Annotated in this window: 26 protein-coding genes and 1 tRNA gene; 12 read left to right on the plus strand and 15 right to left on the minus strand. The window is 62.3% G+C overall.

Translation table 11 applies throughout. The features are described from left to right. Positions 1–14: 14 nt before the first annotated feature. The 5 genes from cls (at position 15) to E4T66_RS10305 (ending at position 5,505) form a co-directional block, all read left to right on the plus strand. Positions 15–1,475 (plus strand): cardiolipin synthase, encoded by a 1,461-nt coding sequence (cls, locus tag E4T66_RS10285; RefSeq protein ID WP_211242854.1) that lies wholly within the window; start codon positions 15–17, stop codon positions 1,473–1,475. Positions 1,476–1,735: 260 nt separating this feature from the next. Continuing rightward, positions 1,736–2,479, plus strand: coding sequence for a Crp/Fnr family transcriptional regulator (locus E4T66_RS10290; protein ID WP_136848933.1), 744 nt, complete (start codon positions 1,736–1,738; stop codon positions 2,477–2,479). Positions 2,480–2,511: 32 nt separating this feature from the next. Continuing rightward, on the plus strand, positions 2,512–4,179 hold the full coding sequence (locus tag E4T66_RS10295; protein WP_136848934.1) for a hybrid sensor histidine kinase/response regulator: 1,668 nt from the start codon (positions 2,512–2,514) through the stop codon (positions 4,177–4,179). Then, positions 4,179–5,018 (plus strand): response regulator, encoded by an 840-nt coding sequence (locus tag E4T66_RS10300; protein WP_136848935.1) that lies wholly within the window; start codon positions 4,179–4,181, stop codon positions 5,016–5,018. Before E4T66_RS10295 ends, E4T66_RS10300 begins: the two co-directional genes overlap by 1 nt. Before the next feature lie 16 nt (positions 5,019–5,034). Further along, the gene (locus E4T66_RS10305; protein WP_211242856.1) at positions 5,035–5,505 is read left to right on the plus strand and encodes a hypothetical protein; all 471 of its coding nucleotides are present in this window, start codon (positions 5,035–5,037) and stop codon (positions 5,503–5,505) included. On the opposite strand, the gene E4T66_RS10310 is transcribed toward E4T66_RS10305, so the two are convergent. Both E4T66_RS10310 and E4T66_RS10315 read right to left on the minus strand, forming a co-directional pair. Next, on the minus strand, positions 5,497–6,039 hold the full coding sequence (locus tag E4T66_RS10310) for a phosphatase PAP2 family protein (RefSeq protein WP_136848936.1): 543 nt from the start codon (positions 6,037–6,039) through the stop codon (positions 5,497–5,499). The two genes, E4T66_RS10305 and E4T66_RS10310, sit on opposite strands and share 9 nt — an antisense overlap. 103 nt (positions 6,040–6,142) lie before the next feature. Further along, complete coding sequence (locus tag E4T66_RS10315; RefSeq protein ID WP_136848937.1) at positions 6,143–7,645, minus strand: DUF3943 domain-containing protein; 1,503 nt, start codon at positions 7,643–7,645, stop codon at positions 6,143–6,145. A gap of 156 nt (positions 7,646–7,801) precedes the next feature. Between E4T66_RS10315 and E4T66_RS10320 the strand changes: the two genes are divergently transcribed. From E4T66_RS10320 to E4T66_RS10330, 3 genes are all read left to right on the plus strand, one after another. Then, positions 7,802–8,020, plus strand: coding sequence for a hypothetical protein (locus E4T66_RS10320; RefSeq protein WP_136848938.1), 219 nt, complete (start codon positions 7,802–7,804; stop codon positions 8,018–8,020). 59 nt (positions 8,021–8,079) lie between these two features. Continuing rightward, positions 8,080–8,664: a hypothetical protein gene (locus E4T66_RS21560; protein ID WP_211242857.1), complete on the plus strand. Its 585-nt coding sequence runs from the start codon at positions 8,080–8,082 to the stop codon at positions 8,662–8,664. A 115-nt stretch (positions 8,665–8,779) separates the two neighbouring features. Then, a complete protein-coding gene (locus E4T66_RS10330; protein WP_136848940.1) occupies positions 8,780–8,926 on the plus strand; it encodes a lmo0937 family membrane protein in 147 nt (48 codons plus the stop codon). A gap of 467 nt (positions 8,927–9,393) precedes the next feature. Here the strand turns inward: E4T66_RS10330 and E4T66_RS10335 are convergent. Beyond that, positions 9,394–9,470, minus strand: a tRNA-Arg gene (locus E4T66_RS10335). Positions 9,471–9,730: 260 nt separating this feature from the next. Between E4T66_RS10335 and E4T66_RS10340 the strand changes: the two genes are divergently transcribed. The 3 genes from E4T66_RS10340 (at position 9,731) to E4T66_RS10350 (ending at position 12,295) form a co-directional block, all read left to right on the plus strand. After that, entirely contained in the window at positions 9,731–10,213 is a 483-nt protein-coding gene (locus E4T66_RS10340) for an SWIB/MDM2 domain-containing protein (RefSeq protein ID WP_136848941.1), read from the plus strand. Positions 10,214–10,430: 217 nt separating this feature from the next. Continuing rightward, a complete protein-coding gene (locus E4T66_RS10345) occupies positions 10,431–11,414 on the plus strand; it encodes a hypothetical protein (protein WP_136848942.1) in 984 nt (327 codons plus the stop codon). 107 nt (positions 11,415–11,521) lie between these two features. After that, positions 11,522–12,295, plus strand: a complete 774-nt coding sequence (locus E4T66_RS10350) for an ATP-binding protein (protein ID WP_136848943.1) — start codon at positions 11,522–11,524, stop codon at positions 12,293–12,295. A 16-nt stretch (positions 12,296–12,311) separates the two neighbouring features. Here the strand turns inward: E4T66_RS10350 and E4T66_RS10355 are convergent, their stop codons facing one another. The 7 genes from E4T66_RS10355 to E4T66_RS10385 all read right to left on the minus strand — a co-directional run bounded on the left by E4T66_RS10355 (position 12,312) and on the right by E4T66_RS10385 (position 17,355). Further along, complete coding sequence (locus tag E4T66_RS10355) at positions 12,312–12,599, minus strand: hypothetical protein (protein ID WP_136848944.1); 288 nt, start codon at positions 12,597–12,599, stop codon at positions 12,312–12,314. Between the two features lie 94 nt (positions 12,600–12,693). Further along, positions 12,694–12,960 (minus strand): acyl-CoA-binding protein, encoded by a 267-nt coding sequence (locus tag E4T66_RS10360; protein ID WP_136848945.1) that lies wholly within the window; start codon positions 12,958–12,960, stop codon positions 12,694–12,696. A 71-nt stretch (positions 12,961–13,031) separates the two neighbouring features. After that, positions 13,032–14,273, minus strand: a complete 1,242-nt coding sequence (locus E4T66_RS10365; protein WP_136848946.1) for a POTRA domain-containing protein — start codon at positions 14,271–14,273, stop codon at positions 13,032–13,034. Next, on the minus strand, positions 14,270–14,755 hold the full coding sequence (gene folA / locus E4T66_RS10370; protein ID WP_136848947.1) for a type 3 dihydrofolate reductase: 486 nt from the start codon (positions 14,753–14,755) through the stop codon (positions 14,270–14,272). The genes E4T66_RS10365 and folA overlap by 4 nt, the downstream gene beginning before the upstream one ends. A gap of 13 nt (positions 14,756–14,768) precedes the next feature. Continuing rightward, a complete protein-coding gene (locus tag E4T66_RS10375) occupies positions 14,769–15,581 on the minus strand; it encodes an alpha/beta fold hydrolase (protein WP_136848948.1) in 813 nt (270 codons plus the stop codon). 71 nt (positions 15,582–15,652) lie between these two features. Continuing rightward, a complete protein-coding gene (locus E4T66_RS10380) occupies positions 15,653–16,546 on the minus strand; it encodes a prenyltransferase (protein ID WP_136848949.1) in 894 nt (297 codons plus the stop codon). Positions 16,547–16,560: 14 nt separating this feature from the next. Further along, a complete protein-coding gene (locus E4T66_RS10385) occupies positions 16,561–17,355 on the minus strand; it encodes a thymidylate synthase (RefSeq protein WP_136848950.1) in 795 nt (264 codons plus the stop codon). Positions 17,356–17,443: 88 nt separating this feature from the next. Here E4T66_RS10385 and E4T66_RS10390 point away from each other — a divergent pair, with 88 nt between their 5' ends. Beyond that, positions 17,444–17,986, plus strand: a complete 543-nt coding sequence (locus E4T66_RS10390; protein WP_169577565.1) for a GNAT family N-acetyltransferase — start codon at positions 17,444–17,446, stop codon at positions 17,984–17,986. Between the two features lie 20 nt (positions 17,987–18,006). Here the strand turns inward: E4T66_RS10390 and E4T66_RS10395 are convergent, their stop codons facing one another. From E4T66_RS10395 to E4T66_RS10415, 5 genes are all read right to left on the minus strand, one after another. Beyond that, entirely contained in the window at positions 18,007–18,768 is a 762-nt protein-coding gene (locus E4T66_RS10395) for a sulfite exporter TauE/SafE family protein (RefSeq protein ID WP_211242858.1), read from the minus strand. Between the two features lie 85 nt (positions 18,769–18,853). Beyond that, positions 18,854–20,662, minus strand: a complete 1,809-nt coding sequence (locus E4T66_RS10400; protein WP_136848953.1) for an N-acyl-D-amino-acid deacylase family protein — start codon at positions 20,660–20,662, stop codon at positions 18,854–18,856. A gap of 6 nt (positions 20,663–20,668) precedes the next feature. Further along, on the minus strand, positions 20,669–21,298 hold the full coding sequence (locus E4T66_RS10405; protein WP_136848954.1) for a YqaA family protein: 630 nt from the start codon (positions 21,296–21,298) through the stop codon (positions 20,669–20,671). Between the two features lie 59 nt (positions 21,299–21,357). Beyond that, positions 21,358–22,011, minus strand: a complete 654-nt coding sequence (locus tag E4T66_RS10410; RefSeq protein ID WP_169577566.1) for an START domain-containing protein — start codon at positions 22,009–22,011, stop codon at positions 21,358–21,360. Between the two features lie 49 nt (positions 22,012–22,060). Then, positions 22,061–24,907, minus strand: coding sequence for a TonB-dependent receptor (locus E4T66_RS10415; RefSeq protein ID WP_136848956.1), 2,847 nt, complete (start codon positions 24,905–24,907; stop codon positions 22,061–22,063). Positions 24,908–24,997 lie beyond the last annotated feature (90 nt).

Here is a 24,997-nt window from a genome sequence, read left to right on the forward strand (position 1 = left end):
GCCTGGAGGCCATGGTGACTGAGGTCGCCGTTGCATCAGAACCCGCGCGGCGCACGCCGCGCGGGTTTTCGGCCATCACGCCCCCGCGACAGCTCGGCTTGCTGCTGGTCGCGCTGCTGGGGCTCCAGGGCTGTGCCAGCTTGCCCGATGCTCAACGCGACCGCGCGATACCGCACTCCGATCAGGTCAAATTTGAGGGCACACGCGGACCAGTCTCGAACGCCACCAGCGATGCGATCATCGACAAGATCGAAGGCCGGCATGGCCAGTCTGATCTGCTGGACAAACACCTTGCCTACGAGCAGGCCGTCAACGCGAACAGCCCGCTCGTTCTGGGAAACAAGCTCAGCCTGTTGCAGAACGGGCCCGACACCTACAAGGCCATGTTCGCCGCGATCCGCGAGGCGAAGGATCACATCAATCTGGAAACGTTCATCTTTGACGATGGCGAGGCCGGCCGCCAGTTCTCCGACTTGCTGCTCGAACGCCAGGCCGCCGGCGTGCAAGTGAACGTGATCTACGACAGCGTCGGCAGCCTGCTGACACCTGCCAGTTTTTTTCAGCACCTTAAAGACGGCGGCATCCGGGTGCTCGAATTCAATCCGGTCAATCCACTGGCCGGAAACCGGAAGGAATGGGCACTGAATAACCGCGATCACCGCAAACTGATGGTGATCGATGGCCGCATCGCATTCACCGGCGGGATCAACCTCAGCGACACCTATTCCAGCAGCCCCTCGGGCAGACGCCCGAAAAAGACTGCGGATTCAACAATGGCAAAGACAGGCGGCTGGCGCGATACGCATATCGAGATCGAAGGCCCCGCCGTTGCCGAATTCCAGAAGCTGTTTCTGGATAGCTGGAACAAGCAAAAAGGCGAAGAACTGGCCGCGCGCAATTATTTTCCGGAGTTGAAGCCACAGGGTGCCGGCATCGTGCGCGCCATCGGCAGCACGCCGGACGATCCGCAGCGCCTGATCTATCTCACACTGCTCTCAGCCATCACGCACGCCGAGCACAGTGTCCATCTGACCATCGCGTACTTCGCACCGGATCCGCAGCTGCTGCAAGCCCTGACCGATGCGGTTGCTCGCGGCGTCGATGTCAGCCTCGTGCTGCCGAGCTACTCGGATTCCTGGGCGATTTTCCATCTCGGTCGCTCTTACTACACCAAGCTGCTTCGCCGAGGCGTGAAGCTCTTTGAGCGTCGCGACGCGGTGATGCACGCCAAGACGGTGTGTATCGACGGCGTGTGGTCGACCATCGGTTCAACCAATCTCGACTGGCGCAGCTTCCTGCACAACGACGAGATCAATGCGGTCGTGCTGGGCCGCGATTTCGGCACGCAGATGAACGCGATGTTCGACGCTGACATCAGCGCGTCGCAGGCCATCGATCTTGAACATTGGCGGCACCGCTCCTGGGCATTGCGCCTGAAGGAACAGACGGCGCGGATCGCGGCGTACTGGCTTTGAACTTAAACGAGCCACCGCATCTCGCCGATAGAGGTTCCTCGCGTCTGCTCTCGCTCGATATCCAGGTCGGACCAGACTGTTGCCGAGCCCGGCTCGCAGAAGGTGTCGCAAAGCGCCGAGGTCATTCGTCACGATGTCCGTTTCCGATCAGTTCTCCTGTCGCCACGGACAGTCGCCTGCGTCGGGCAACAATTCCCGGGGCCGAAGCGTAAGATGAATCGTGCACCCCGGCACTTCCCGGTCAGATCACAGGTTCGATCATGACCCTGCTGCATAGCCCCAACCAGAATCACCTCCTCGCGGCCCTGCCGGAGGCGGAATTCGAACGCCTGTTGCCTGACCTCGAACTGGTACCGATGCGGCTCGGCGATCTGCTCAGCGAATCCGGTGAGCCCGCGCAGCACGCATGGTTTCCGACCACCGCCATCGTGTCGCTGCAATACATGCTGGAGAGCGGCGATTCATCCGAGATCGCGAGCGTGGGCCACGAAGGCCTGTTGGGCGTCTCCCTGTTTCTGGGCGGCAAGACCACACTGAGCCGCGCCATCGTGCAGACCGCAGGGCACGGCTACCGCCTGCGTGCGAAACCGCTGATGACCGAGTTCGATCGCGCCGGGATGCTGATGCGCCTGCTGTTGCGTTACACGCATGCGCTGATGGCGCAGATGTCTCTGACCGGGGCCTGCGCGCGTCACCACTCGCTGTCGCAGCAACTGTGTCGTTGGCTGCTGACGACACTGGACCGCATGCCCTCCAATGATCTCGCCATGACCCAGGAGTTGATCGCCGGCATGCTCGGCGTGCGTCGCGAGGGGGTCACGGAGGCCGCCGGCAATCTGCGCGACCTTGGGGCCATCAGCTATCGCCGTGGTCACATCACCGTGCTCGATCGCGCGCTGCTCAACACACAGGTCTGCGAGTGCTACGCCGTGATCAAAAAGGAAAACGCGCGCCTGCTATGCGATGTAAAGCACCGACAGGATGCTGTCGGGGGTGTGAAGTAGTGGAATCCGCCAAACAGGACCCTTCGATCATCATGACTCTTTTCACACCAGGCGACGTTCCCGAATCACCCGCACAGCAGGTGCTCCTGAAAACGCAGGCCCTCGGCTCGGCGATTCTGAGCAGCGCCAGCTTCTCCATCATCGCGACCGACGAGAAAGGCATCATCCAGCTGTTCAATGTGGGCGCTGAACGCATGCTGGGATATCGCGCCGACGAGGTCGTGAATCGTATCAGCCCCAGCGACATTCACGATCCCGCTGAGGTCATGGCGCGCGCGCAGGCCCTGAGCCTGGAGTTCTCAACGCCCATCACGCCGGGCTTCGGCGCGCTCGCATTCAAAGCCTCGCGTGGCCTGGAGGACAGCTATGAGCTGACCTACATCAGCAAGGGCGGTGCCCGCTTTCCCGCGATCGTGTCGATCACCGCGCTGCGCGATCAAGACGGCGTCATCATCGGCTACCTGCTCATCGGCGCCGACAACTCGGCGCGCAAGCAGGTCGAGGACGAGCTGATCAAAGCCAAGGCGTCGGCAGAAAAGGCCAATCTCGCGAAGTCCGACTTCCTGTCCAACATGAGCCACGAGCTGCGTTCGCCACTCAACGCGATTCTCGGCTTTGCGCAGCTGATGGAGTCCGGATCGACGCCATTGACCGCGGACCAGAAGGAAAGCACCAGCCACATCCTGCAGGCCGGCTGGTACCTGCTGGACCTGATCAACGAGATCCTCGATCTGGCGCTGATCGAGTCCGGCAAGATGCTGTTGTCGCCAGAACCGACGGCACTCGACGAGATCCTGCTCGACTGCCAGACCATGATCGAGCCCGAGGCGCGCAGTCACGGCATCACCATGAACTTCTGCCGTGAGGACAAACCCTGCTACATCCTCGCTGATCGCACGCGGGTCAAGCAGGTCCTCATCAACCTGTTGTCCAACGCCATCAAGTACAACAGTGCCGGCGGCAGCGTCACGGTGAGCTGTGCGCTGGAGGGCGCCGAGCGTGTCCGCCTCAGCGTTGCCGACACTGGCCTCGGCCTGTCTCCGGAACAGCTTGCGCAGCTGTTCCAGCCGTTCAACCGGCTGGGCCAGGAGCTCAATGGAGAGGAAGGCACCGGCATCGGACTGGTCATGACCCGGCGCTTGGTGGAACTGATGGGCGGGGTCATCGGCGTGGAAAGCACCGTCGGCAAAGGCAGCGTGTTCTGGGTGGATTGGCTGCGTACAGCCGAACCGCAGCTGCACGAAACAGACATCGCATCAGTGGCACCGACACCCGTCCCAAAACCACACGACCCCGACCTGCGTACGCTGCTCTACGTGGAGGACAATCCGGCCAATCTGCGATTGGTCGAGCACCTGATCGCGCGCCGCCCCAACCTGCATCTGTTGAGTGCGGGCGATGCCGCCAGCGGCATCCACCTTGCGCGCGAGTTTCTACCCAAGGTGATCCTGATGGACATCAATCTGCCGGGCATCAGCGGCATCAAGGCGCTGCGCATGCTGCGCGAGGATCCTCTGACCCAGCACATTCCCGTCATCGCGGTCAGCGCCAATGCCATGCCGCAGGACATCCGCAAGGGGCTTGAGGCCGGTTTCTTCCGCTATCTGACCAAGCCGATCAAGGTCGGCGAATTTATGTCGGTGCTGGACGTGGCGCTTGCCTACGCGGCGACCAGCGCGGCCACGCGCGGAGTGCATTGATGCTCAGTCACGGCGACATTCTGAAGGCCAGTGTCCTGATTGTGGACGACACCGAAGCGAACGTGCGTCTGCTCGAACAGATGCTGCGCAGCGCCGGCTACAGCGCCGTCAGTTCGACGATGGACCCGACCCGAGTCTGCGCACTGCACCGCGAGCACAGCTATGACCTGATCCTGCTGGATCTGCAGATGCCCGCCATGGATGGTTTTGCGGTACTCGAAGCGCTGAAGTCAGTCCAATCCGACAGCTATGTGCCGGTACTGGCCATTACGGCGGAGCCAGCACACAAGCTGCGCGCGCTGCAGGCCGGTGCAAAGGATTTCGTCGCCAAGCCCTTCGATCTGCTCGAGATCAAGACCCGTATCCACAATCTGCTCGAAGTGCGTCTGCTGTATCGCGCACTGGCCGAGCATAACCAGCGTCTCGAAACGATCGTACAGGAACGCACCGCAGAACTGCGAGCGAGCGAAGCGCGCTTCAAGCGTCTCACCGAGCTGTCTTCCGACTGGTACTGGGAGCAGGACGCCAACGGCAATTTCACGCAGGCCTCCGGACAGGCGCTGGAGATGCTCGGCATCGGTGGCGACAGTGACGCAGGCTGGAACGATGCTGAGCGCAGCGCACTCGAAGCGCTCATTGCCGCGCGCAGACCGTTCCTCGACCTTGTTTACAGCCGCGTCAACGCCGTTGATGGCGCGACGCAGTTCTTCCAGGTCAGTGGTGAACCAATATTCGATCCTTCCGGACGCTACGCCGGCTATCGGGGCGTCGGCATGGACGTGACCGCTCGCATGCTGGCAGCGCAGAAACGCAGGGCCGAGACGCAGTCCAATACCTGAGGCCCATCACCCCTCGATGCGCACCGAATGCCGCCCTGCGGCCATCGCGATGTTCCTGATCGTGGCGATGCTGAACCTCAGTGGCTGCGCGTCAACCTCGATGCTGCGCCCGTTTACCACGGATGCCTGCAGCCTGTTTCCGGACGGCGACGCTGAGGATGCTTCGCGCTGGTCAGAATGCTGCGTGGCGCACGACCAGCTGTACTGGCGCGGCGGAACGGCAACGCAGCGCAGGCACGCCGATGTCGCGCTACGCGACTGCGTGCTCGCCCACACCGGCCGCCAACACCTGGCCGACCTGATGTTCCGCGGTGTACGCATCGGAGGATCACCGCTGTTGCCGACGCCGTTTCGCTGGGGCTACGGCTGGCGCTACGGCCGCGGCTATGCACCGCTCACGCCGGACGAACAGCGAATGGCCGATGAGAAACACGCGGAATACTCGCTCAAGCGATCTGAAGCGGCCTGCACACCACCTTCAGAATGATCGTTCCCAACGCATGCCGAGAAAATCCGGGCCGATAACCGGCGCCAGATGGCTGGCATGCTCCGGCGTGACAAAGAGCTTGGAAACCCCGTATGACACCGCTGCACCAGCAATCACGTCACGCCAGCGATGGTGATCCGTATCAACGCGGACATAGGCGATATAGCCGACCGCGGCATAGGCCGGAAGACCGAACTTCCAGCCATAGCGATCCTGCAGGAAGGCCGCGCTCGAGGTCGCAAATCCGACGTGTCCCGAAGGAAATCCGTAAGGATGTCCGTTGGGCCGCTCACCCCAACTGGTTTGATTGAAAACAACGCGCAGTGAGGTGTTCAGCACCAGACTGACGCCGGTGCTGCGCAGAAATTGTTTCGTCCCTTCCCCGTCATCCTTGAAATACGCAACGGCCAGGGAGGCCAGAGGCAACACACCGGTCACGATATCGGCCGGAAGCTCCTCGCTGATGGCCTGCGCCGGAACAGCATGAAAGCAGAGCAAAGCGACAACAACGGCAGCTGGAATGGTTCGTGCCACGGGGAACTCCTTGGAGCAGAATCAGATCCGGATTGGCAGATCGGGAAAGGAAAATCGGAAAACTCCGCGCGTGGGGCGCGTGGGGCCGAGACGGTCTAATCGATCAGGGGCCACCTTCGGCCTTGGTGCGCCAGTCGACGGTGCCGGAGCGCGTCTGGCCAAGGTAGGCGTAGCCGATGCTGATCGCGCCGACGCTCTGGTGCGTGTCGGGCAAGCCGTCGTAGCGCGCGTCACGGCGCGAAGCCACGTACTTGAGCGCGATGCCGTGCAGGTTGTACACGCGCACGGTCAGTGCGACATCGGCGCGGAAAATGTTCTCCTCACCGCCGCTTTCGTCGGACTGCGAACTGGTGACGTAATACTGCCGTGCCGTCATGTCGAGCGAGACGCGATTGCGAAAGATCAGGCGCATCGCCAGCAGACCCTGAGGCGTTACGCCATGGTGATAGTCGCGCAAACCGACCTGCCGTATCGTTCCCGCCGAACCGTAGCCCAGACCGCCCAGCGCACTGCCCTGAAGGGCCACGGTGTCAGACAGCCACCATTGACCCGTAGTACCGAGCGACGCGGCCGCCGTGGAGATGCGGAAGATCTGCGGCGCGATGTAGTCGTAGCTGCCGTACAGACCCCAGATGCCGCGATAGTAGTCGCCCACCGCGTAGTCGGTGCCGAACAGCAGACCGCGCGTCATCACGTTCTCGAACACGTTGCTGCTGGCTGCGGTGAACTGGAAGTGGAAGTAGTCGAAAGGGCGCGTGTAGGTGTAGCCGGGCTTTCCGGGCAAGCCGTAGCCGACCGTGAAATCGGCAATCGCTTCGCCCGTGTCGTAGCTCTGGGGCGTCGGCGTTTCATCGGCAGCCTGATTCGTGTTCACGTTCGAATGCACGCTTGAGTTGAAATTCATGCCAACTGCCATGCGCGTATACACCGCCGGATCATTGCTACGGAACACGCCGTCGAAGCGTTTACCGTAGACGAGCCGGTTGAGCCCGGTGGACGGCGAAATCGCCGCGGCGCCGAGTTCGCGCCAGAAGCCCGGAGCCCCGCCGTCGCCGCTTTCGAGCAGCAGACTCGCCAGGCGGAACAGCGGTTCGCCCAGAAAGCTGCCGCCAAAACCAGTGGTGATCTGATCGTTGATCGAAGGCTTGGTGGTTTCGCCTGCGAGTTCCCACATCGCGCTGCCGAGGAGGGTGTATGCCGAAGCCTCCCAGTAACCGAGACCTGCTGAGCGGGCAAATCCGTGGTACATCGAGCCCTGATACGGGTGCCCGAACTGGTTGATGCTGAAAGAGTCGTTGTCGTAGACCCAACTCCCGTTCAGGTTGCGCCTGAAGGACGAGAAATCGGAATCGTAATCCGAGGTGCCGGAAAACTGGCGATTAAACAGGTTGAGGGCGGCGTCGAACATGAGGATGTCGCCGATCGGAACCAGGTAGCTCTTGCCCTCGCCAACACCCCAGTGGAGCAAGGGCCTGGGTTTGTCGTCGGCAAAGGCGGTCGGCGCACGCTGCTGCGACTTCATATCGAGCTCCGGATCTTCGGCCGCGAGCAGTTCGATCGGTGCCATCAGCATCAGCAGCAGGACAAACAGCGCATTGATCTTCATGAGCCAGATATACGCGCCCCTGACCGGCTGCTCTGTGCGTCAGCGCACCCAGCACTCCTCATCATTCGCAGCACCCGTGCGCTGTCGAACAGACGCCCGTGCTGCATGTGGCAATGCTGCTCGTCCAATCAACTCGACTTCAAGGGGTACACACCGATGGAAACGAAAAAGATCGTTGCAATACTGCTGATCGCTGCCGGTGCACTGAGCCTCGGCTACGGCGGCTTCAGCTACACGCGGGACACGCATCGCGCCGACATGGGTCCGATTCATCTTTCCGTTGCGGAGAAGGAATACGTCAGCGTGCCGGTGTGGATCGGTGTCGGCGCCCTGCTCCTGGGCGGCATTCTTCTGCTATCACGCAAGTCCGCATAAAGCTAAAAGCCGGCAACCGATTGACTCGGTTGCCGGCTTCCGGTTGAGGCCCACTAGTCGTGACGCTTGTTGCTCCCGTTGCCGCTACCGTTGTCGTTGTCGTTGCCGTGACCTTTGTTGCCATGCCCATCACCACGGTCATCCCGTTCGTGATGATCGCCATCGCCATGATCACGGCGACCGTCACCGCGCTCGTCCTGGTGCCGCTGACGGTAGTGGCTCACGTAAACCTGGTCGTACCAATCGTGGTTGACGAAATACACCCGCCGATCGCAGGCGTTGTATTCATGGCAGTGGCGATTCCAGTGGCGAGACTCGCCAGGTCGGACATGCAGGTATATGGGTTCCTGTCGCACGCGCTCATGTTCAACGATGACCGGTTGCGAGTAGTAGACCCTTGGCCGCGGCGCATCGCCCAAATCAATAACGCCATAGAAGCCGGGCTGCCCGGCGTTGATGGAAACACCGACATCCGCGGCCAGCGAGGGCGCGCTGAAGGCGCCCAGCGCCATCACGGCGCCGATTGCGAGATTCAAATTTTTGTTCATGGTGGCCTCCTGCATGGACCTTGTATGGGCGGTTCCGAATGGCTCGCCCTCACCACCCCACTGTTTGCGCTTCAGCCGAAAGTCACCGTGCGGTGACGAACACAGAACGCCGATCCATTGCTGTGTGTGCCGCCGCACAGCGTGCGATCGGCCACGACGTTCACCCTCAAGGCTCTCGGCGTTCCGCCGTCGCCGCACTGGAGTCATCGTCATGCTCGAAACCATCGCCATCGTCGTACTCCTGCTCTGGGCGCTCGGACTCGTCTCCTCCTACTCAATGGGGGGCTTCATCCACATTCTTCTGGTCATCGCGATCGTGGTCATCCTGATCCGGGTTATCCAGGGCCGCCGCATCTGAAAGTTCGCCAGTGTTGATCGGCAAGGTCAGGTCACGCGCCGCTCGGACCCGGTGCGGCGTTCAAGCTCGCGCAGGTAGAGGAATCGAATGTTCCGGGGCGCGCGCGGCAGGATGACCCGGCGCGCTGCGCCTCGCCCTTCGGGTCGTCCCCGCGAGGCGGCAACGATCAAGCCGGCGGCGCCGGCTTGTCGAACCTGAGCATCATTTGTCGCAGGTTCGAATGCGCGGTCTGACTGACGGTGGTGCCGTGTCTTGCCGCCTGTACGTAGGGGAATCGAGTGCTCCGGGGTGCGCCCGGCAAGGATGACTCGGCGCGCTGCGCCTCGCCCTTCGGATCGTCTCCGCTGCGCGGCGACGATCAAGCCGGCGCCGCCGGCTTGTCGAACCTGAGCATCATTTGTCGCAGGTTCGAATGCGCGGTCTGACTGACGGTGGTGCCGTGTCTTGCCGCCTGTACGTAGGGGAAATGGTGCGCCCGGCAGGATTCGAACCTGCGACCCTCGGCTTAGAAGGCCGATGCTCTATCCAACTGAGCTACGGGCGCGCTGGGCCCGAATTGTACGTGTTTTGTCTACGCTGTGGCCCAAAAAAGTAGAACCGGTGGCAGTCAAAAAGCCAGGGGCAACAGCCCGATTCCGGCATCAAACCGGACCCGGATTTCGTCGTGCACAAACACCTGGAATTCGCCCACCCGACGACCGGCTTCGACGATCGTCGAAAATCCTTCGTCAGATCGGTACAAACCGCAAATTTCCAGCTAGGATACGAACGCGCAATGAGGGCGCTTAGCTAGGGGACAGTGATATGGCGAAAGCCACCAAGAAGAAACCGGCGGCAAAGAAGGCAACCGTGAAGAAGGCGGTCGCCAAGAAGGCTCCGGCGAAGAAGGCACCGGCCAAGAAGGCGGCTGCCAAGAAAGTTGCAAAGAAAGTTGTGAAGAAGGCCGTCAAGAAGGTTGCTGCCAAGAAGGCTGCTCCGAAGAAGGCTGCAGCAAAAAAGGCCGCTCCGAAGAAGGCTGCTCCCAAGAAGGCCAAGCGCAAACCCAGCGCTGCGCTGATGAAGGACATGACGCCCAGCGCGATCTTGGCCGAAGTCGTCGGTTCCAAGCCGATGCCTCGTGGCCAGATCACGAAGAAGCTGTGGGCCTACATCAAGAAGAACGGCCTCCAGGATGCAACCAACAAGCGTCAGATCAATGCCGACGAGAAGCTGAAGAAGGTGTTCGGTGGCAAAGCCATGGTCAACATGTTCGAGATGACCAAGCTGGTCAGCAAGCACATCAGCTGATGGCACTCTGTGCGACGCATGCGGCCTTCGCCTGCGTCGCTTTTTATTTCCCGGCACCGACGCCGGACTGAAGCATCGGGCTTGGGCGCTGACGCTCCCTTCACGGAGCCGGTGCGACGGCCATACCGGCCTTAGTAAAAATTTAGGCTCGCCGTCACGCGTGCCGCAGTACTGTGCGCGCTCCCATCCGCAATCCCGGATTCCGCAGGAGCGCCCGATGAAATTCCGAACGCTGTCCGCAGTGCCGCTCTGGGCGCTGTGCGTATGTGCCCCCGCCGGAGCGGCCGAACGCATCGGCACGTTCACCGTCGAGATTCGCGTCAGCGGAACACAGCACTGGGCCGCTACGCAGGACTACGCCGACTCGACCATCTCCGAGTACTACAAGGTCGTGACCCACGTGAAGTCCGATGGCGAGGCGGTCAACTACAACCCGCTCGATCCCAATGCCGCGCAACAGCAGATGGCCAAGGCGGCCGCCGTGCAGCGCAGGGTCAACGCGGTTCGTGGTGCGCCGGCGCCGGAACGTCCGGCGACGCAGGCCGAGTATCAGGCACGCCAGCAGGCCCTGGCCGAACAGGCGCAGCGCGATCAGATTGCCTGTGGCGCCGATACCGCCTGTCTGATGCAGCTGGCGATGAAGTACTCGCAGGCTACCGCCTCGGTGGAAATGCCAGGCCTGGATGTCGACGCGGTGAATCTCGACGACGACGCAGAGGAGCCTCCGCGCTATCTGAACTACATCGGCTACGAGAGCTGCCCCACGCAGATCGAGGTCCGGATTGATCGACGCAGCAAGGGGGCGTACTCCGATGTGGCCGGCATGATCCCGTTCACCGAACGCGAAGAAGCGACGCGCTCGGATTCGGACCCGACCTTCATGCAGTGCTTCAGCCAGCAGACCGTGTACGATCTGGTCGACCAGAAGATTCACAGCTACGGCTTCCGCCCTCCGCAGGCGCGCGGACTTTACCTGCGCACGGAGCCCTACAGAGAGACGCGCAACGACGACAGTGAGATTTCCGGCACGGCGATCGCGATGGACTGGGTCAATGAACAACTCCGCCATGCGCCCGCGTCTGGCACCCGCAGCACCACACTCACCTCGCCTGCGCAGGCATTGGTCGGCACCGCAACCGCTGACGCCAAGTTCAGCGGCAAGATCGACGTGACACTGAGTTGGAAATTCGATCCCGGCTGAAGGTGCTCCCTGTCCGGAAGCACCGCCTGAACGGGCATAATTCACCGCCCCGGACACTTGCGCGATGGCAGCAGCACATCGTTGTCACTGCGCACACAGGATCAAACATGAGCACTGACCGCGACGTCATCGCCTATCGCTGGCACCGCAATGCGCTGCACGCCATTGAGTTTCCCCAGACAGTCGAGCTGGAGCAGCTGCTGGGGATCGAGCGGCAGAAGCAGGCGGCAGTACAGAACACGCGCCAGTTCGTCGAAGGGCGTCCGGCCAACCATGTCCTGCTGACTGGTGCACGCGGCACCGGCAAGTCGTCACTGGTCAAGGCGCTGCTGACGCAGTTCGCGGCGCAGGGCCTGCGTCTGGTCGAGGTGCATCCACACGATCTGGTCGATCTGCCTGACGTCGTCGCGCCGCTACGCGGCAAACCGGAGCGATTCATCCTCTACGTTGACGACTTCTCCGTCGCCGACAACGATCCGGCACTGACCGCGCTGAAGACCGCGCTCGACGGCGGCATTGAGGAGCCACCGGAAAACGTGCTGATCTACGCCACCTCGAACCGCCGGCATCTGATGCCGGAAACCAAACGCGATAACCAGGAATACCAATGGGTCGACGACGAACTGCATCCAGGCGAGTCGACCGAAGAAAAAATTTCGCTATCGGAACGCTTCGGCCTGTGGCTGTCATTCCTGGCGTTCAATCAGACCCAGTATCTGGATGCGGTCCGTCTGCACCTGCATCTGCTGGGACACACGCAGTGGGACGAGAACACCGAAAAGATGGCACTACGCTGGGCACTGAACCGCGCCTCGCGTAGCGGTCGCGTCGCGCGCCAGTTTGCGCGTGACTGGGCCGGGCGCGATACCGCGCCCGGCTGAGTGCCCGGAGATTCAGCTAGTTGCTGCGTGCACGCACGACCAGCGCTTCGATCCGGTCGATGCGCACGATGGCGTCGTAATATTCCTTGCCGCTGAGTTCGGTCAGCTTCACCGTGCCGCTGCCGAAATCGCTGACGGTACCGGTGAGTTCCTGGCCAGCACCGAGCATGACGGTAACGCGCTTGCCCTTGTTGCTGGACAGCGCGTCGCGCATGTTCGGATCGTCGGCCATGGCAAGCGGCCCCCACAGCATGGCACCAAGGGCGGCAGCCGCCAACAATCTCCGCGAAGTCACAACGCTCATCGTTTCACTCCTCTCATGACGGCCTTACGCGGCCATTGGAAACTGCCTGCGTCATTGCTCGTGCAGCGGTCATGGCGCCCAGAAGGACGCTGCCCTACTTGTGCGACTTCAGCAGACTGGAGACCTTGTCGATGTACATCCGCATTGCCTTGTCATTGCTGGTGCCCTTGAGCTTGGCCCAGGCGTCATACTTGGCGCGACCGACCATATCCAGCATTCCCGGGCGACTGCCTTTGACATCGCCGTCGCTGGCCTGCTTGAAGTGCGCATACAGAAACAGCATGTCGTTGTTGTCCGGACGCTTGGTCAGCGTCTTGACGTCTTTTTGAGCTTGTTCGAACTGTGCCTGGATCTCGGCCATGCAACCCTCCGTTTGGTCGGCTTCAACTGATTTGCCAGCATAGCAAACCTCGGGTGACGTTCCCGCGACGATCAGACTCGGCCGCCGAATAAACGCGCGCCCGATCCGTCCAGCGAATAGGAATATCCGATCTCCATTTCGAAGTCGACGAAATGCGTCAGTCGCAGCCGCAACGCCACGCCGATACTGCTGTAGACCTTCTGGAAATTGGCGTCTTCCGGATGCGCGAAGACGTTGCCGGCCTCGGCGATCACCACACCCCGCAGCCAACGCCAGTACAGCGGACGCGCGTATTCCGCCGTCAGGTAGTAGTAGGCATTGCCCTCGATGAAGTTGCTGTCGTAGCTGCGCAGCGCTGACGATCCCCCCAGACCGAATTGGCGCACACCATCGGGACCGCTGAAGTACAGGCCGGTGTAGGCCTTCAGGTGCACCGTCTGATGCTCGAGCGAGCCAACGTTGAAATAGCTCGCGTAGGCTGCATTCCACGCGGTGTAGTTGTAGTCGCTACCCAATTCGCGGTGCGCACCCTCGACACTGACCGACCACCAGCGTCCGACGTCACTGTAGATATGGTTATGAAAGTCGCGGTAGCGGATCTGCAGCACCGGTGCCAGCGCGTCGCCGTATGCCGCTGGAGCGAACTCGCCGGAAGTTCGTTGTTGTTGCCAGTTCACGCCCGTCCCGACGGTATAACCCTGGCTTGCGGCTCCGTCTGAATATGTGCGCGAACCGCGCAGCGACACCGTCCGAAAATCCTCGGTGTACTCGCCCAGGTCGCCCTGCACCGGTCGCGTCGTGTAGCCGACGCTGCCACTCAGCGCATACGGCGAGCCGAATGCGAACGGAGCACGATAGCTGGCAACAAAATTGGTTTCCTTGCCGATGCCCTGGCGCTTGCGGTCCTCCTGCTCCACCAGCACATACAGCGAGTGGTTACGCCCGGTAACGTTGTCCCAGCGCAGCTGCGCCCCGTAGGAGTAGCGACCGTCGCTTTTTACGTCGCCGCGCGGCAGCGGCAGAAAGTAGTAGCGTTCGTCGACCCGGAACACCAGGCGCACGCCGCCATCGACCGGCTCCTGTCGCAGGTTGACGCGCCGGAACAGTCCGAGATCCTGAATGCCCTGCCGGCTCTTTTCGATCTGAGCCGGATCGGCCGGATCACCGACCTTGACGACCATTTCACGCAGCATGACCTGCGGCCGTGTGACTTCATTGCCCTCGAACGCGATCTCGACAATGGTCGGATACGCGTCATCGGCAAACGATTGCAGCGATATCAGCAACAGCAATGCCGTTGCCAGACGCTTCACGGCGCTCGATCCAGCGTTATAAAGGCGAACGCATACGCATGGCGCTCATCAGGTGCATGCACTTCACGCGCAGTTTCACGCCACTGCCCACGATCAAAATCGGGAAACCAGGCGTCACCGTCAACTTCGGCATCGACTTCGGTCAGATAGAGCCGGTCCGCGCGCGACAACAGCTGCCGATACAGCTCGGCGCCGCCGATGACCATCAGCTCCTGTGACGGCTCGTGCGCCTGCAGCGCCGTCTCCAGACTCTGGAACACGCGCGCGCCCTCGGCACGGAAGGCGGGATCGCGGCTGATCACCCAGTTGTCCCGCTCCGGCAACGGTCGCCCAAGCGAGATCCAGGTCTTGCGCCCCATCAGTACGGTTTTTCCCCGCGTCAGGCGCTTGAAGTGGCGAAGGTCGTCCGGCAGTCGCCACGGCAGATCTCCGTTGCGGCCGATCACACGGTTACGGTCGAGTGCTGCAATCAGACTGAGCATGCGGGCATTGTGCCTAGGGAAGATGCTGTGTGCCCAGCAGCGCCCGCTGATTCACCGCCTGGATCGCGTCCACGACAATCTGCGGCTGCTTCCACAACACGAAATGCCCGGCGTCCGCCAGACGCTCGATTCGCGCCCAGCGCGCCGGTAAAACGCGCTCTGCGAAGTCTGCAGTGCGCGGATCAACCAGCCGGTCATGCTCACCCTGGATCACCACGGTCGGCACCCGCAGCGAAGACCAGCGCGGCATCAGCGCCTGCAGTTCCTCACGCAGCGGCAGCATCTCCGCATTGGACTTCAGTAACTCGTCCGGCGCGAGCCAGCGCGCAATCCAGGTATCGCCCAGGAGGTTGTACCAGCGCGGATGCTCGTACTCCGGCGCCATCGATGGCGCGATCAGCACTGCGGCGCGCACCTGTCCGGGATAGTCGAGCGCCAGTTGCGCTGCAATCGGCCCGCCCAGCGAATGGCCCACGACGATGGTCGAAGCCTCGCCTTTGCCGAGCAGTGGCGCCAGCAGCCTGCCCTGCGCGGCCATGTTCGGATCCGCGGCGCCGACCGACCGGCCGTAGCCAGCTCGATCCGGTGCGATCAGGGTGCCCATGCGTTGCAGCGCCGGATCGCGCAGATAGGCGGCCCAGGCTTCCCAGCTGCCGGGGCTGCCGTGGATGAACAGGATCCGCGTCTGCTCCGAACCCGGCATCTCAACGTAGTGCAATGTTCGACCATCCACCTGATAGGTGGCGTCCAGCGGCCTCGGCGGATCGGGAAACAGGGTCTTGACGTCGCACAGCGGATACGGCCCACCAGAACAGGCAGAAAGCACTGCAGCCGCCGCCCCCCCATCATCGACAACAGTGCGCGCACCGTGTGCGCCGTTCGCATCCGCGACATGCGTTACAGCATCAAACCCAGGGCGAACAGCAGGATGGTGCCCAGCACCACCGCGACGTTGAGACCCAGCATCGGCATCAGTGCCTGATCGTCCTGCGCACGGCGTGTGACTTGCGTCGCCAGAATCACCGCAGCCGGCAGCGCCAGCAGGCCCAGCGCTGCCATCATCGGAAACACTCCGGACGCGCAGCCTGCACCAATCACCGCGAACGGCGCCAGCACGAAGGCAGCATAGATGCGCGCACTGGCGACGCGACCGATCACGATCGGCAGATGACGCCGACCGATCTGCCGATCCGCCTCGACGTCGGGAAACTGATTGATCAGCAACAGATCGCTGACCAGAAAAAACGGCACCAGCGAGGCAAGCACTGCAATCGAGTCATAGCGTCCCGTCAGCACATAGGCGGTACCAATCACCATCAGCGGACCAAAGCCGACGCCGGGAGCCAGCAGACACAACAACGGGCTGCGCGTAATCCAGCGGGTGTAGGCCACAACAATGACCAGACCCAGCAGCCCCAGCGGCACGATACCGGCGCCGCGGACCCAGGCCACGTAGAGCCCGATTCCCGCGGTCGCGACCAGGCAGGCAACCCCCGCCAGCAACGTGGCCGCCGCCGCATCCGGATGCGCCGGCAGCGTTCCACTGCCCCCGCTGAACGGTGTACGCAGCGTGATGGAGTCCAGGCCGGAGCGGAAATCCTCGTACTCGTTGAGCAGATTGACCGCGGCGTGCGCCAGCGTGCCGCCGAGCAGCACCAGGATCGTCAGGCCGGGGGCAATCGATCCGGTCTGATGGATCGCCGCCGCGATGCCGAGCAAAACGCACAGCGGCGAAAGCACCATGAAATTCGGTCGAGCGGTGGCAACAACCTGAGACAGCCTCGATGTCATCGGAACCCCCATGGTCAAACCGCGACTGGTGCCTTGATGTGCGGCCACGGCTCATAGTCGGACAGCGTGAAATCTTCGTAGCGGAATGCAAACAGATCGCTCACTTCCGGATTGAGCGTCATCTTCGGCAAGGCACGCGGCGTTCGCGACAGCTGCTCGCGCGTCTGCTCCAGATGATTGCTGTACAGATGACAGTCACCGCCGGTCCAGACGAAATCGCCGAGCTTCAGTCCGGTGACCTGGGCGATCATCATCATCAACAGTGCGTAGGACGCGATGTTGAACGGCACGCCCAGGAAAATGTCGGCACTGCGCTGGTACAGCTGGCACGACAGGCGCCCCTCGGCGACGTAGAACTGAAAGAACGCGTGGCACGGCATCAGCGCCATCTGGTCCAGCTCACCGACATTCCAGGCCGACACGATCAGGCGCCGTGAGTCCGGATTGCCGCGAATCTGATCCAGCAGCAACTGCATCTGATCGATCGCACGACCATCGGGCGCCGGCCACGACCGCCACTGCTTGCCGTAGACCGGACCGAGCTCGCCGTTGGCGTCGGCCCACTCGTCCCAGATCGAAACGCCGTTCTCCTTCAGATATCCGATATTGGTCTCGCCGCGCAGAAACCACAGCAGCTCATGGATAATCGAACGCAGATGCAGCTTCTTGGTCGTCACCAGCGGAAATCCCCGCTGGAGATCGAAGCGCATCTGGTAGCCGAACACGGACCTGGTGCCGGTGCCGGTCCGGTCCTCCTTGTGCACGCCGTGTTCAAGAACATGGCGCATCAGATCAAGATACTGCTGCATGGCGGCGCTGGGCTCTCGTCGTCAATGGTCCCGGACAGCGCCCATTCTAGACCGAAATGATCGAAACCCCCGAAGCAGGCATCCGCACATGAGCTATGACATCGAAACCGACCGCCTGTTGATCCGGCCGTGGCAGCCCGACGACCGCCCCGCATTCGCCCGCATGGCGGAGGACGCGGAGATGATGCGATACGTGAACGGCTCGCCGATGTCATCGGCGCAGATCGATGTCTTCTTCGCGCGCCAGAACGCCAATCTCACCCGCACGGGCATGTGCATGGGCGCCCTGGTCCTGCGCGAGACCGGCGAAGTGATCGGCGTCGCGGGCGCGCAGCCGCTGGACCGGAATCCCAGCCACGACATCGGCTGGTGGATCTGGAAAGCGCATTGGCGCCGCGGCTACGCCGCCGAAGCGGCCGCCGCGATTGTCGACCATGCCTGGACCCGACTGGGTCTGGCGTCGATAGGCGCAGTGATCGACCCGGCGAACATCGCGTCGATCGGCGTGGCCGAGAAAGTCGGCATGCAGCTGCGCCACCGCACCACCGCCGACCAGACCGCGTCATGGCGCCCGGTTATCGATGTGCTCGTCTTTGGCATCGAGCGGCCGCGCGCCGCCGCGGAACCCTGAGCCCGCCGGGAAGACCGCACTCAGCCGAGCTGCAACAGACTGGCCAGCAGCAGCGCCGATGCCGAGACCGCCAGCACGCGATAGATCCACAGACGGAACGTGACCTCGTCGACACGGTGGTGCAGGCGCTCCCCCAGCACGATGCCGAGCGGAATCAGCGGCAGATACGCCAGCACATGCGGCGCCAGGGGCTGCAGCCGCCCCTGGTTCAGGTACAGCAGCGTCAGCAGGCTGTTGAGGGAGAACCAGACCAGAATCAGCGTAGCGCGAAAACGCGCCTTGTCGAGGCTCAGCCCCGCGAGTCCGTACACCAGCAGCGGCCCGCCCGAAGCAAACAGGCCATGGGTCACCCCCGCACCCAGGACGATGCCGCGGCTCCACCAGCCGGACTTGGGTGCCGCAACATGGCCACGCGCGGCGCGGCGCAATTCACGCAGGACGAACCACAGCACCAGCAGCGCAAAACCGACCTTCAGCAGCGCGCCGCCCAGCACCGGCTGCACCCAGTAGCCGAGCACCGTCCCCGCCAGCATGAACGGCATGATCAGCCGCCCCAGCAGGCGCCAGTCGATGTGATTCCGGTGACGCCAGCTCAGAAAACCGGTCATGCAGATGTTCAGTGGGACGAGAACCGTCTGCACGTCATCGATCGGCAGAATCAGTGCCCCCAGCGACAGCGCGATGACGATGCTGCCGAAGCCGGTCATGGCCTCGGTGGTATAGGCCAGCAGAATGAATCCGCCCAGCAGCAGATCGCGCCAGAGCGGCAGCAGGTCAGTCACCGATGCCCCCTGCACCGCGCCACACAGGCGACTCGCCGGACCGATGGCACGGCGCGCCGCTGGCCGGCGACCTCTTCCCGGTGCGTCAATGGGCCGGCTTGCCGGCCAGGTGCAGACCGCGGGCGTCCTCCGCATCCGGACGTGCCGGCAGGAACTGACCATAGCCGGTGGCCTTGCCCAGATCCTCGGCGTAGCCGTGATCGCGATCGTAGGCGAGCTTGCCGTTGATCAGGACCGCATCGACCGCGTTGTCATTGCGGTTGACCAGACGGGTCATCTGAAACGCCGGGAACTCCGCATCGTGCATGTCGAAGACCTCGGGCCCGAGTCCTTCCGGGTTGACGACGACGACATCGGCGCGATCGCCCACCCGGATATGTCCGGCCTCGACGCCATACCAGTCCGCAAGCTCGCCGGTCAGCCGGTGAATGGCGTGCCCGATCGACATGAACGGCTTGCCCTCCAGCTCGGCATCACGCACGTACTTGAGCATGCACAACGGGAAGTTGTAGGACGCCAGATTCTTCAGGTGGGCGCCGGAGTCCGCGAATCCGATATGGACCTGCCGGTTCCTGCACAGCTTGCGCATCACGTGAACGCGCTCACCGGCAAACTGCACGCCCCAGCGCAGGCGTTCGCGGTATTCCAGCGCCAGATCGAGGAAGGTATCAATCGGATCGCGCTGGCGCTCCCGCGCAATCTCGGCAAAGTTCTTGCCGACCAGCGACGCATCCGGGCATTCCACGACCCAGGCGTCGGCGAACTCGCGATGCCACAGGCCGGCGGAGAGCATCGATTTCATGTTCCGGCGCAGGATGGCGCGGAACTCCGGCTTGGCCGCCTCCGCGTACATGTCCTCCGGGTTCTTGATATCGCGCAGGATGCGCGCGTCGGCCAGCTCGCCGAAGGAATTGAAGTCGAGTCCGTAGGCGTAAATGATGAATGGCGACGGCAGGAACTGCCAACGCAGATTGGCTCTCAGCACCGTGTTGGCAAACCACCCGCCCAACGGACCGAGAAAGTACAGATTGGGCATGGACTTGAGATCCAGCACCGTCAGCAGCGACATCTTCAGCGCCTTGCGGAACCAGCCCATCGCACTGAGAAAGAACGCCACGATGTTGATCTTGCCCACCGCATCCGGCGCGGATTGCAGTACCCGGCCACGGCGGCGCAGGATCGCGTGCAGGCGACGATATTCGCGCCAGTGCGCATACGTGGAGGGCAGCGGCTTGGCCCAGGCCCGATCACCATCCATGCGGTCCAGCTTCGTCGTCATCGTGGAGAGGCCGGCAAAGCCCGCGTCCAGCGCCTCTTCCAGCAGCTGCTCCATGGTCCGCATTTCTTCTTCAGTCGGAACCACACCACTCACCGCGCGCTCCAGACCCATCGCGCGCACGCGGATATCCGAGTGGCCGATGAAGGGCGCAAGGTTGGGACCCAGCGGGTGGTTCTCGAAAAAGTTGCGGAATTCCGTCGGTGAGCGCCAGCGCTTGAGCTTGTTCAGCAGCGGCAGGACCTGTGCGCGGGGCACCGCCTCGACGCGCGTGAACAGATCCGAACAGTCTTCCGGTTCGGCACACACCATGGAGATGGAGCAGATGCCGGTCATCACCGTCGTCACGCCGTGGCGCACGGACTCGGCCAGCTCGGGGGCGGCGATGATTTCGGCATCGTAGTGCGAGTGCGCCTCGATGAAACCGGGACAGACCCAGCGCCCGCTGGCATCGATGACCCGGGTGGATTCCCCGGGCATCAGCGGTTCGGCGCTGACCGCCGCCACCTTGCCGTTGACGATGCCGAGATGCCGGACCGGCCCCAGAGCCGCGGCGTCGTCCGAAGGCATCGACCCGTCGAAGTAGTGCCCATTGGCAATGATGATGTCGTATTTCATAAAGGTCTAAATCACGTTAAAAAGTACCAACGCGTAGGAATAGAACCTGACGAAACGCGCCAAGCCGTACACCAGGTACGTTCTGAATGGGTACTCGACCATACCAGCGATGGTGCTGGCAATGGCGAACGGAATCGGCAACAACGCCGCGACGATGATGAACGCACCGCCCCACTTGCGCATGAAGCGCACGTGCTGGGCGTGACGCTCGAAGAGATAGGCATGAACCCGGGGAATGTGCTCGATCCGGCTTCCGATCGCGTACGCCGTGATCCCGCCGAGATACGAGATCACCGCCAGTATCGTGACCATCAGGTAGGGCGTTTCGGGAAACCGCGATCGCGCCCACAGCATGAACAGATCCGGCGGGATCATGCCCAGTATCGACTCCGATACGTAGAACAGCGGGAAGACGTACGCCGGCGGCAGGCTTTCCTCGACAAATGCCCGGAGCTTGATCTGGTAACTGCCCAGATACGGTTCGACCAGCAGATAGGCCCCGACCAGCAGCGCGAGGATGGCCGATATTTTCAGAACATTGGTCAGCACCAAGGCGTGAAAGCCCGAACGATGGGAGTATCGGTTCAGGACCTGGATCTGTCGCCAGGTCGTGCGTCTCTTCGCCCTGATGTTCATCTTTTTTTTGGCATCGCAATCACGAGCCGCGCCCTCCCCCGCTGACGTCGCACGCACGCCTACGAACCCTCCATCGCCTGAAGTCGATTGCGAGCGTGCTGATCAGCGCCGGGCGAGTCGTCGCCCGACTCCAGCAGCTGCCGAATGTTGCGCAAGGCGTTGTACGGGCCCTGAACCGAAAGCGAATTCATCAGCCAGGCCGGAACCGGCCCGCCCGGATCGACGTGTATTTCGGTGCTGACCCGGACGCTGGATTCACCGGTGCGAACGACGGTCCAGACACCATCGGCCTGATCGACACGGACACGACCCGCAACCTTCGGCAGCACGCCATTTTCGGCGGTCGCACGAATCTGCGCGCTGGAGCCGTCGGCAGCAATCGCCCAGGTGCGGCGCATCACCATGTCGCGGTCATTCACCGGCCACGGCAGAGCATTGTGCACATAGATCAGGTCTTCGACGTCCGAAACCTGCGCGTACACCGACGCCTCGACACAGATCTCGTCCCACCGGGGTCGCATCGAAGCATCGAGCAGCAACGCGACGGTGCGTGCGAACGAAGCTTTGATATCGACCTCGGCCCTGATTGCACGGACCGACGACCCTTCAACTAAACGACTGGACACCTGGATACCGTCCTCGTTCCTGTCGAGACGCCAGACATCGGAAGCGCCACCCCACGCCTGAAACGATGACAACAGGAAAGCGGCCATCACGCCAACCGCAGTGAGCCGCTTTCGGCGCCGCCGTACGCGGGCGTGCTCAGAAGCGATAGCCAATTTCGAGCTCATAACTCGCGCTGGGATAGACACCGCCGAAGTGGGTTCCGCGGAAGCCCGGCGAGTCCTGCGCCGCCGCGAGAGATTCATGGCTGGTGACGTTGTCGCCGAACAAGGTCACGTGCCAGGTATCGTCATGCGACTTGATGCCCAGCTGCAGTCCATACGTGGTGCTGGCAACGCGGGTATCGATCGGGTCCAGGTCGGTAGCCAGGGGAACCTCCGTCGTATAGCTGGCGGTCATGCCGGCCAGTGTCAGGAACGGCAGATCGAACAGCGTACCCTGCCATCCGGCGGTGAAAGTCGATTTAAGGGTCGGAACCAGCCGCAGGCGGCGACCGGTCAGGTCACACGGCGGCGGGTTGGTGTCTTCGGCCGTGCACGCCGCGCGATCGAATTCGGAATATTCCGAATGAGTCAGCGCGCCGTTCAGCCCGAGCAGGACGCCATACGGCGTCATCAGCAGGCCTTCGTATTCCAGACCGTAGATCGTCGCCGAAGCCGCGTTCTCGACAACGTAGGCGACGCCGTTGAAAGTCGACACCTGCAGATCGTTGAAGTCGGTGTAGAACAGTGACGCATTCAGGCGTGCTGCACCGCCCAGCCATTCCGACTTCGCGCCCAGCTCATAGGTCAGCGCCGTTTCGTCGTCGAACTCCAGATTGATCGCGTTTACCGGCTGACCGGTGAATCCACCCGACTTGTAGCCCTGCGCTGCGGTGAAATAAGCCATCGCCGCATCGTTGATGTCGAACTGAACCGACGCCTTCGGGATGAAGTTGAAGGTCTTGCGCTCGCGCTGGGCGTCGAACTGTGTATCGCCGGTGATGATGATCGGGAAGATCGTCGAGCCCAGCGGATTCGGGCCGACGCAATAGTTCACCGGCGACGGGATGCCTCCAAGCAAAGGGAGATCGAGCGGCAACAGCTGCTCGCAGGCGTCGCCGGTGATCACTGCGTTGCCTTCGCTGCCGGTACGGTTGTTGAGCAGCCGATGCGTCGTATCGAGCGCCTTGGTTTCATAGTTCAGTCGACCACCGAAGGTGGCGGACCAACGTTCGGCAAAATGCCACGTTGCTTGCCCGAACAGTGCGGCGCTGTCGGTGACCTGCCCGAAGCGCGTCAGCTCCGTTTCGACCGGCGTGGCCCCGCCCTCCAGCGCCTGGCGCGCCTGGATCAGTTCGCCGGCCAGGCGGCCGCTGGTTGCGTCGTCCAGCACCTGATCCTGACAAGCTTGCGGATCAGGCGACTGCAGACAGGCCATACGCTCGAGTTCCCCGGTGACCTGAAGCAGCTCATTCAAGGTCAGAAATTCGCGGATGTTGTAATTGGCCGTCAGATCCGATCGCATGTAGAACAGACCGCCAACAAACTCGATATCTCCCGGTGGCGAGGTGATGCGCAATTCCTGGCTGTACTGGCGCAACGCCTCGTTGTTATCCAGGATCAGAAAAGGGATCGGCGAGAAGTCAGCGTCCATCCGCACGAGTTCATTCAGCCACGTGTAGTTGGTGATGCTGGTCAGCACGGAGTCACCATCCAGCGTCCAATCCGCCTTGAGGGTGGCGTCATAGGCATCCCGGGCGATCCGCCCCTGGCTGTCCTTGGCCGTCAGCTCGTCGAACGGATCGGCCGACGTGCGTGGGTCAAACACCTGCATCGCCGCAAGATGCCGGTCGCGCGCGCGAATCAGCTGACTTCCCTCGCCGTGCTGGCCCATGACGCTCGCATTCAATGTCAGACCAACGGTGAGGGCATCGATCGGATCCCACACAAACCGCAGGCGCGCCGCCTGGTTGTCATGGTTTTCCTCGTCGATGCCGATGGTCGAGTTGTATACGCTGCCGTCACGCGTTTGATTCATCACCGCCGCGCGCCAGTTCAAGTTGTCAGTCAGCGGGCCGGTTGCGGTCAGCCGAACACGTTGCTGGTTCCGGTCCCCGAGCAGCACATCCGCCTTGAGACTGAAGTCCGGCTCCGGCATCGCCGTACGGAAATGAATCGCGCCTGCAGAAGCGTTCTTGCCGAACAGGGTGCCCTGGGGGCCACGCAAGACCTCGATGGCTGCGAGATCGAGCATGGCCTGATTGATGTAAGACGCTCGGCCGTAGTAGACCTCGTCGATCAGGATCGCGACCGACTGTTCGAACCCGCGGTTGTAGCTGGACCCCAGGCCACGCATGTAGATGCTTGGAAACGATGGTGTCGCGAGCACGTCCAGATTGGGCACGTAGTTGGCGACTTCGTTCATGTCGCCCATGTTCTTGTCGACGATGTCCTCGCCACCGATCGCGGTCACCGACAAGGGTACGGACTGGATGTCCTCTGGACGCTTCTGCGCGGTGACGACGATCTCCTCCAATGCCTTGCGCGTGGGGCGCGATCTCGCCTCCGGGACGTTCTTTTCCGGCAAGGTGATGACGTCGAGCTGGCCTTCGTCATGCTGCGGCGATTCCGAAGAGTCTGATGCGTCTGACACATCAGATGCGCCAGATGCGTCAGATGCGTCGGATGCGTCGGATGCGTCAGATGCGTCGGATGCGTCGGATGCGTCGGATGCGTCGGATGCGTCGGATGCGTCGGATGCGTCGGATGCGTCGGCAGAATGATCCGGCGGTTTCTGCACGTCGTTCCGAGCGTCCTGACCTTCAGGCGAGGCATCACCGAACAGGCTGTCGAAATCAAAGTCCGAGCCAGCGTCTTCCTGCGCAAATACTGGCGTAACTGCGAGCAGCGCGCACACCATCAGGAATGCACCTGCAACGCGCACGCCACGAAAATGCGAGCGCGCCTGAGGCGCGCCGAACAGCACCGATGAAATCAGTAGCATTGTCTCCTCCCCCTGCTACTTTTTAATTTAGTTGCGCCTGAGCAACTCCCCCGACTTTTTACACATCTTCCTGCGACAGCAATTTACACG

This window comes from Sinimarinibacterium arenosum (assembly GCF_005047655.1).
GTDB lineage: Bacteria > Pseudomonadota > Gammaproteobacteria > Nevskiales > Nevskiaceae > Solimonas.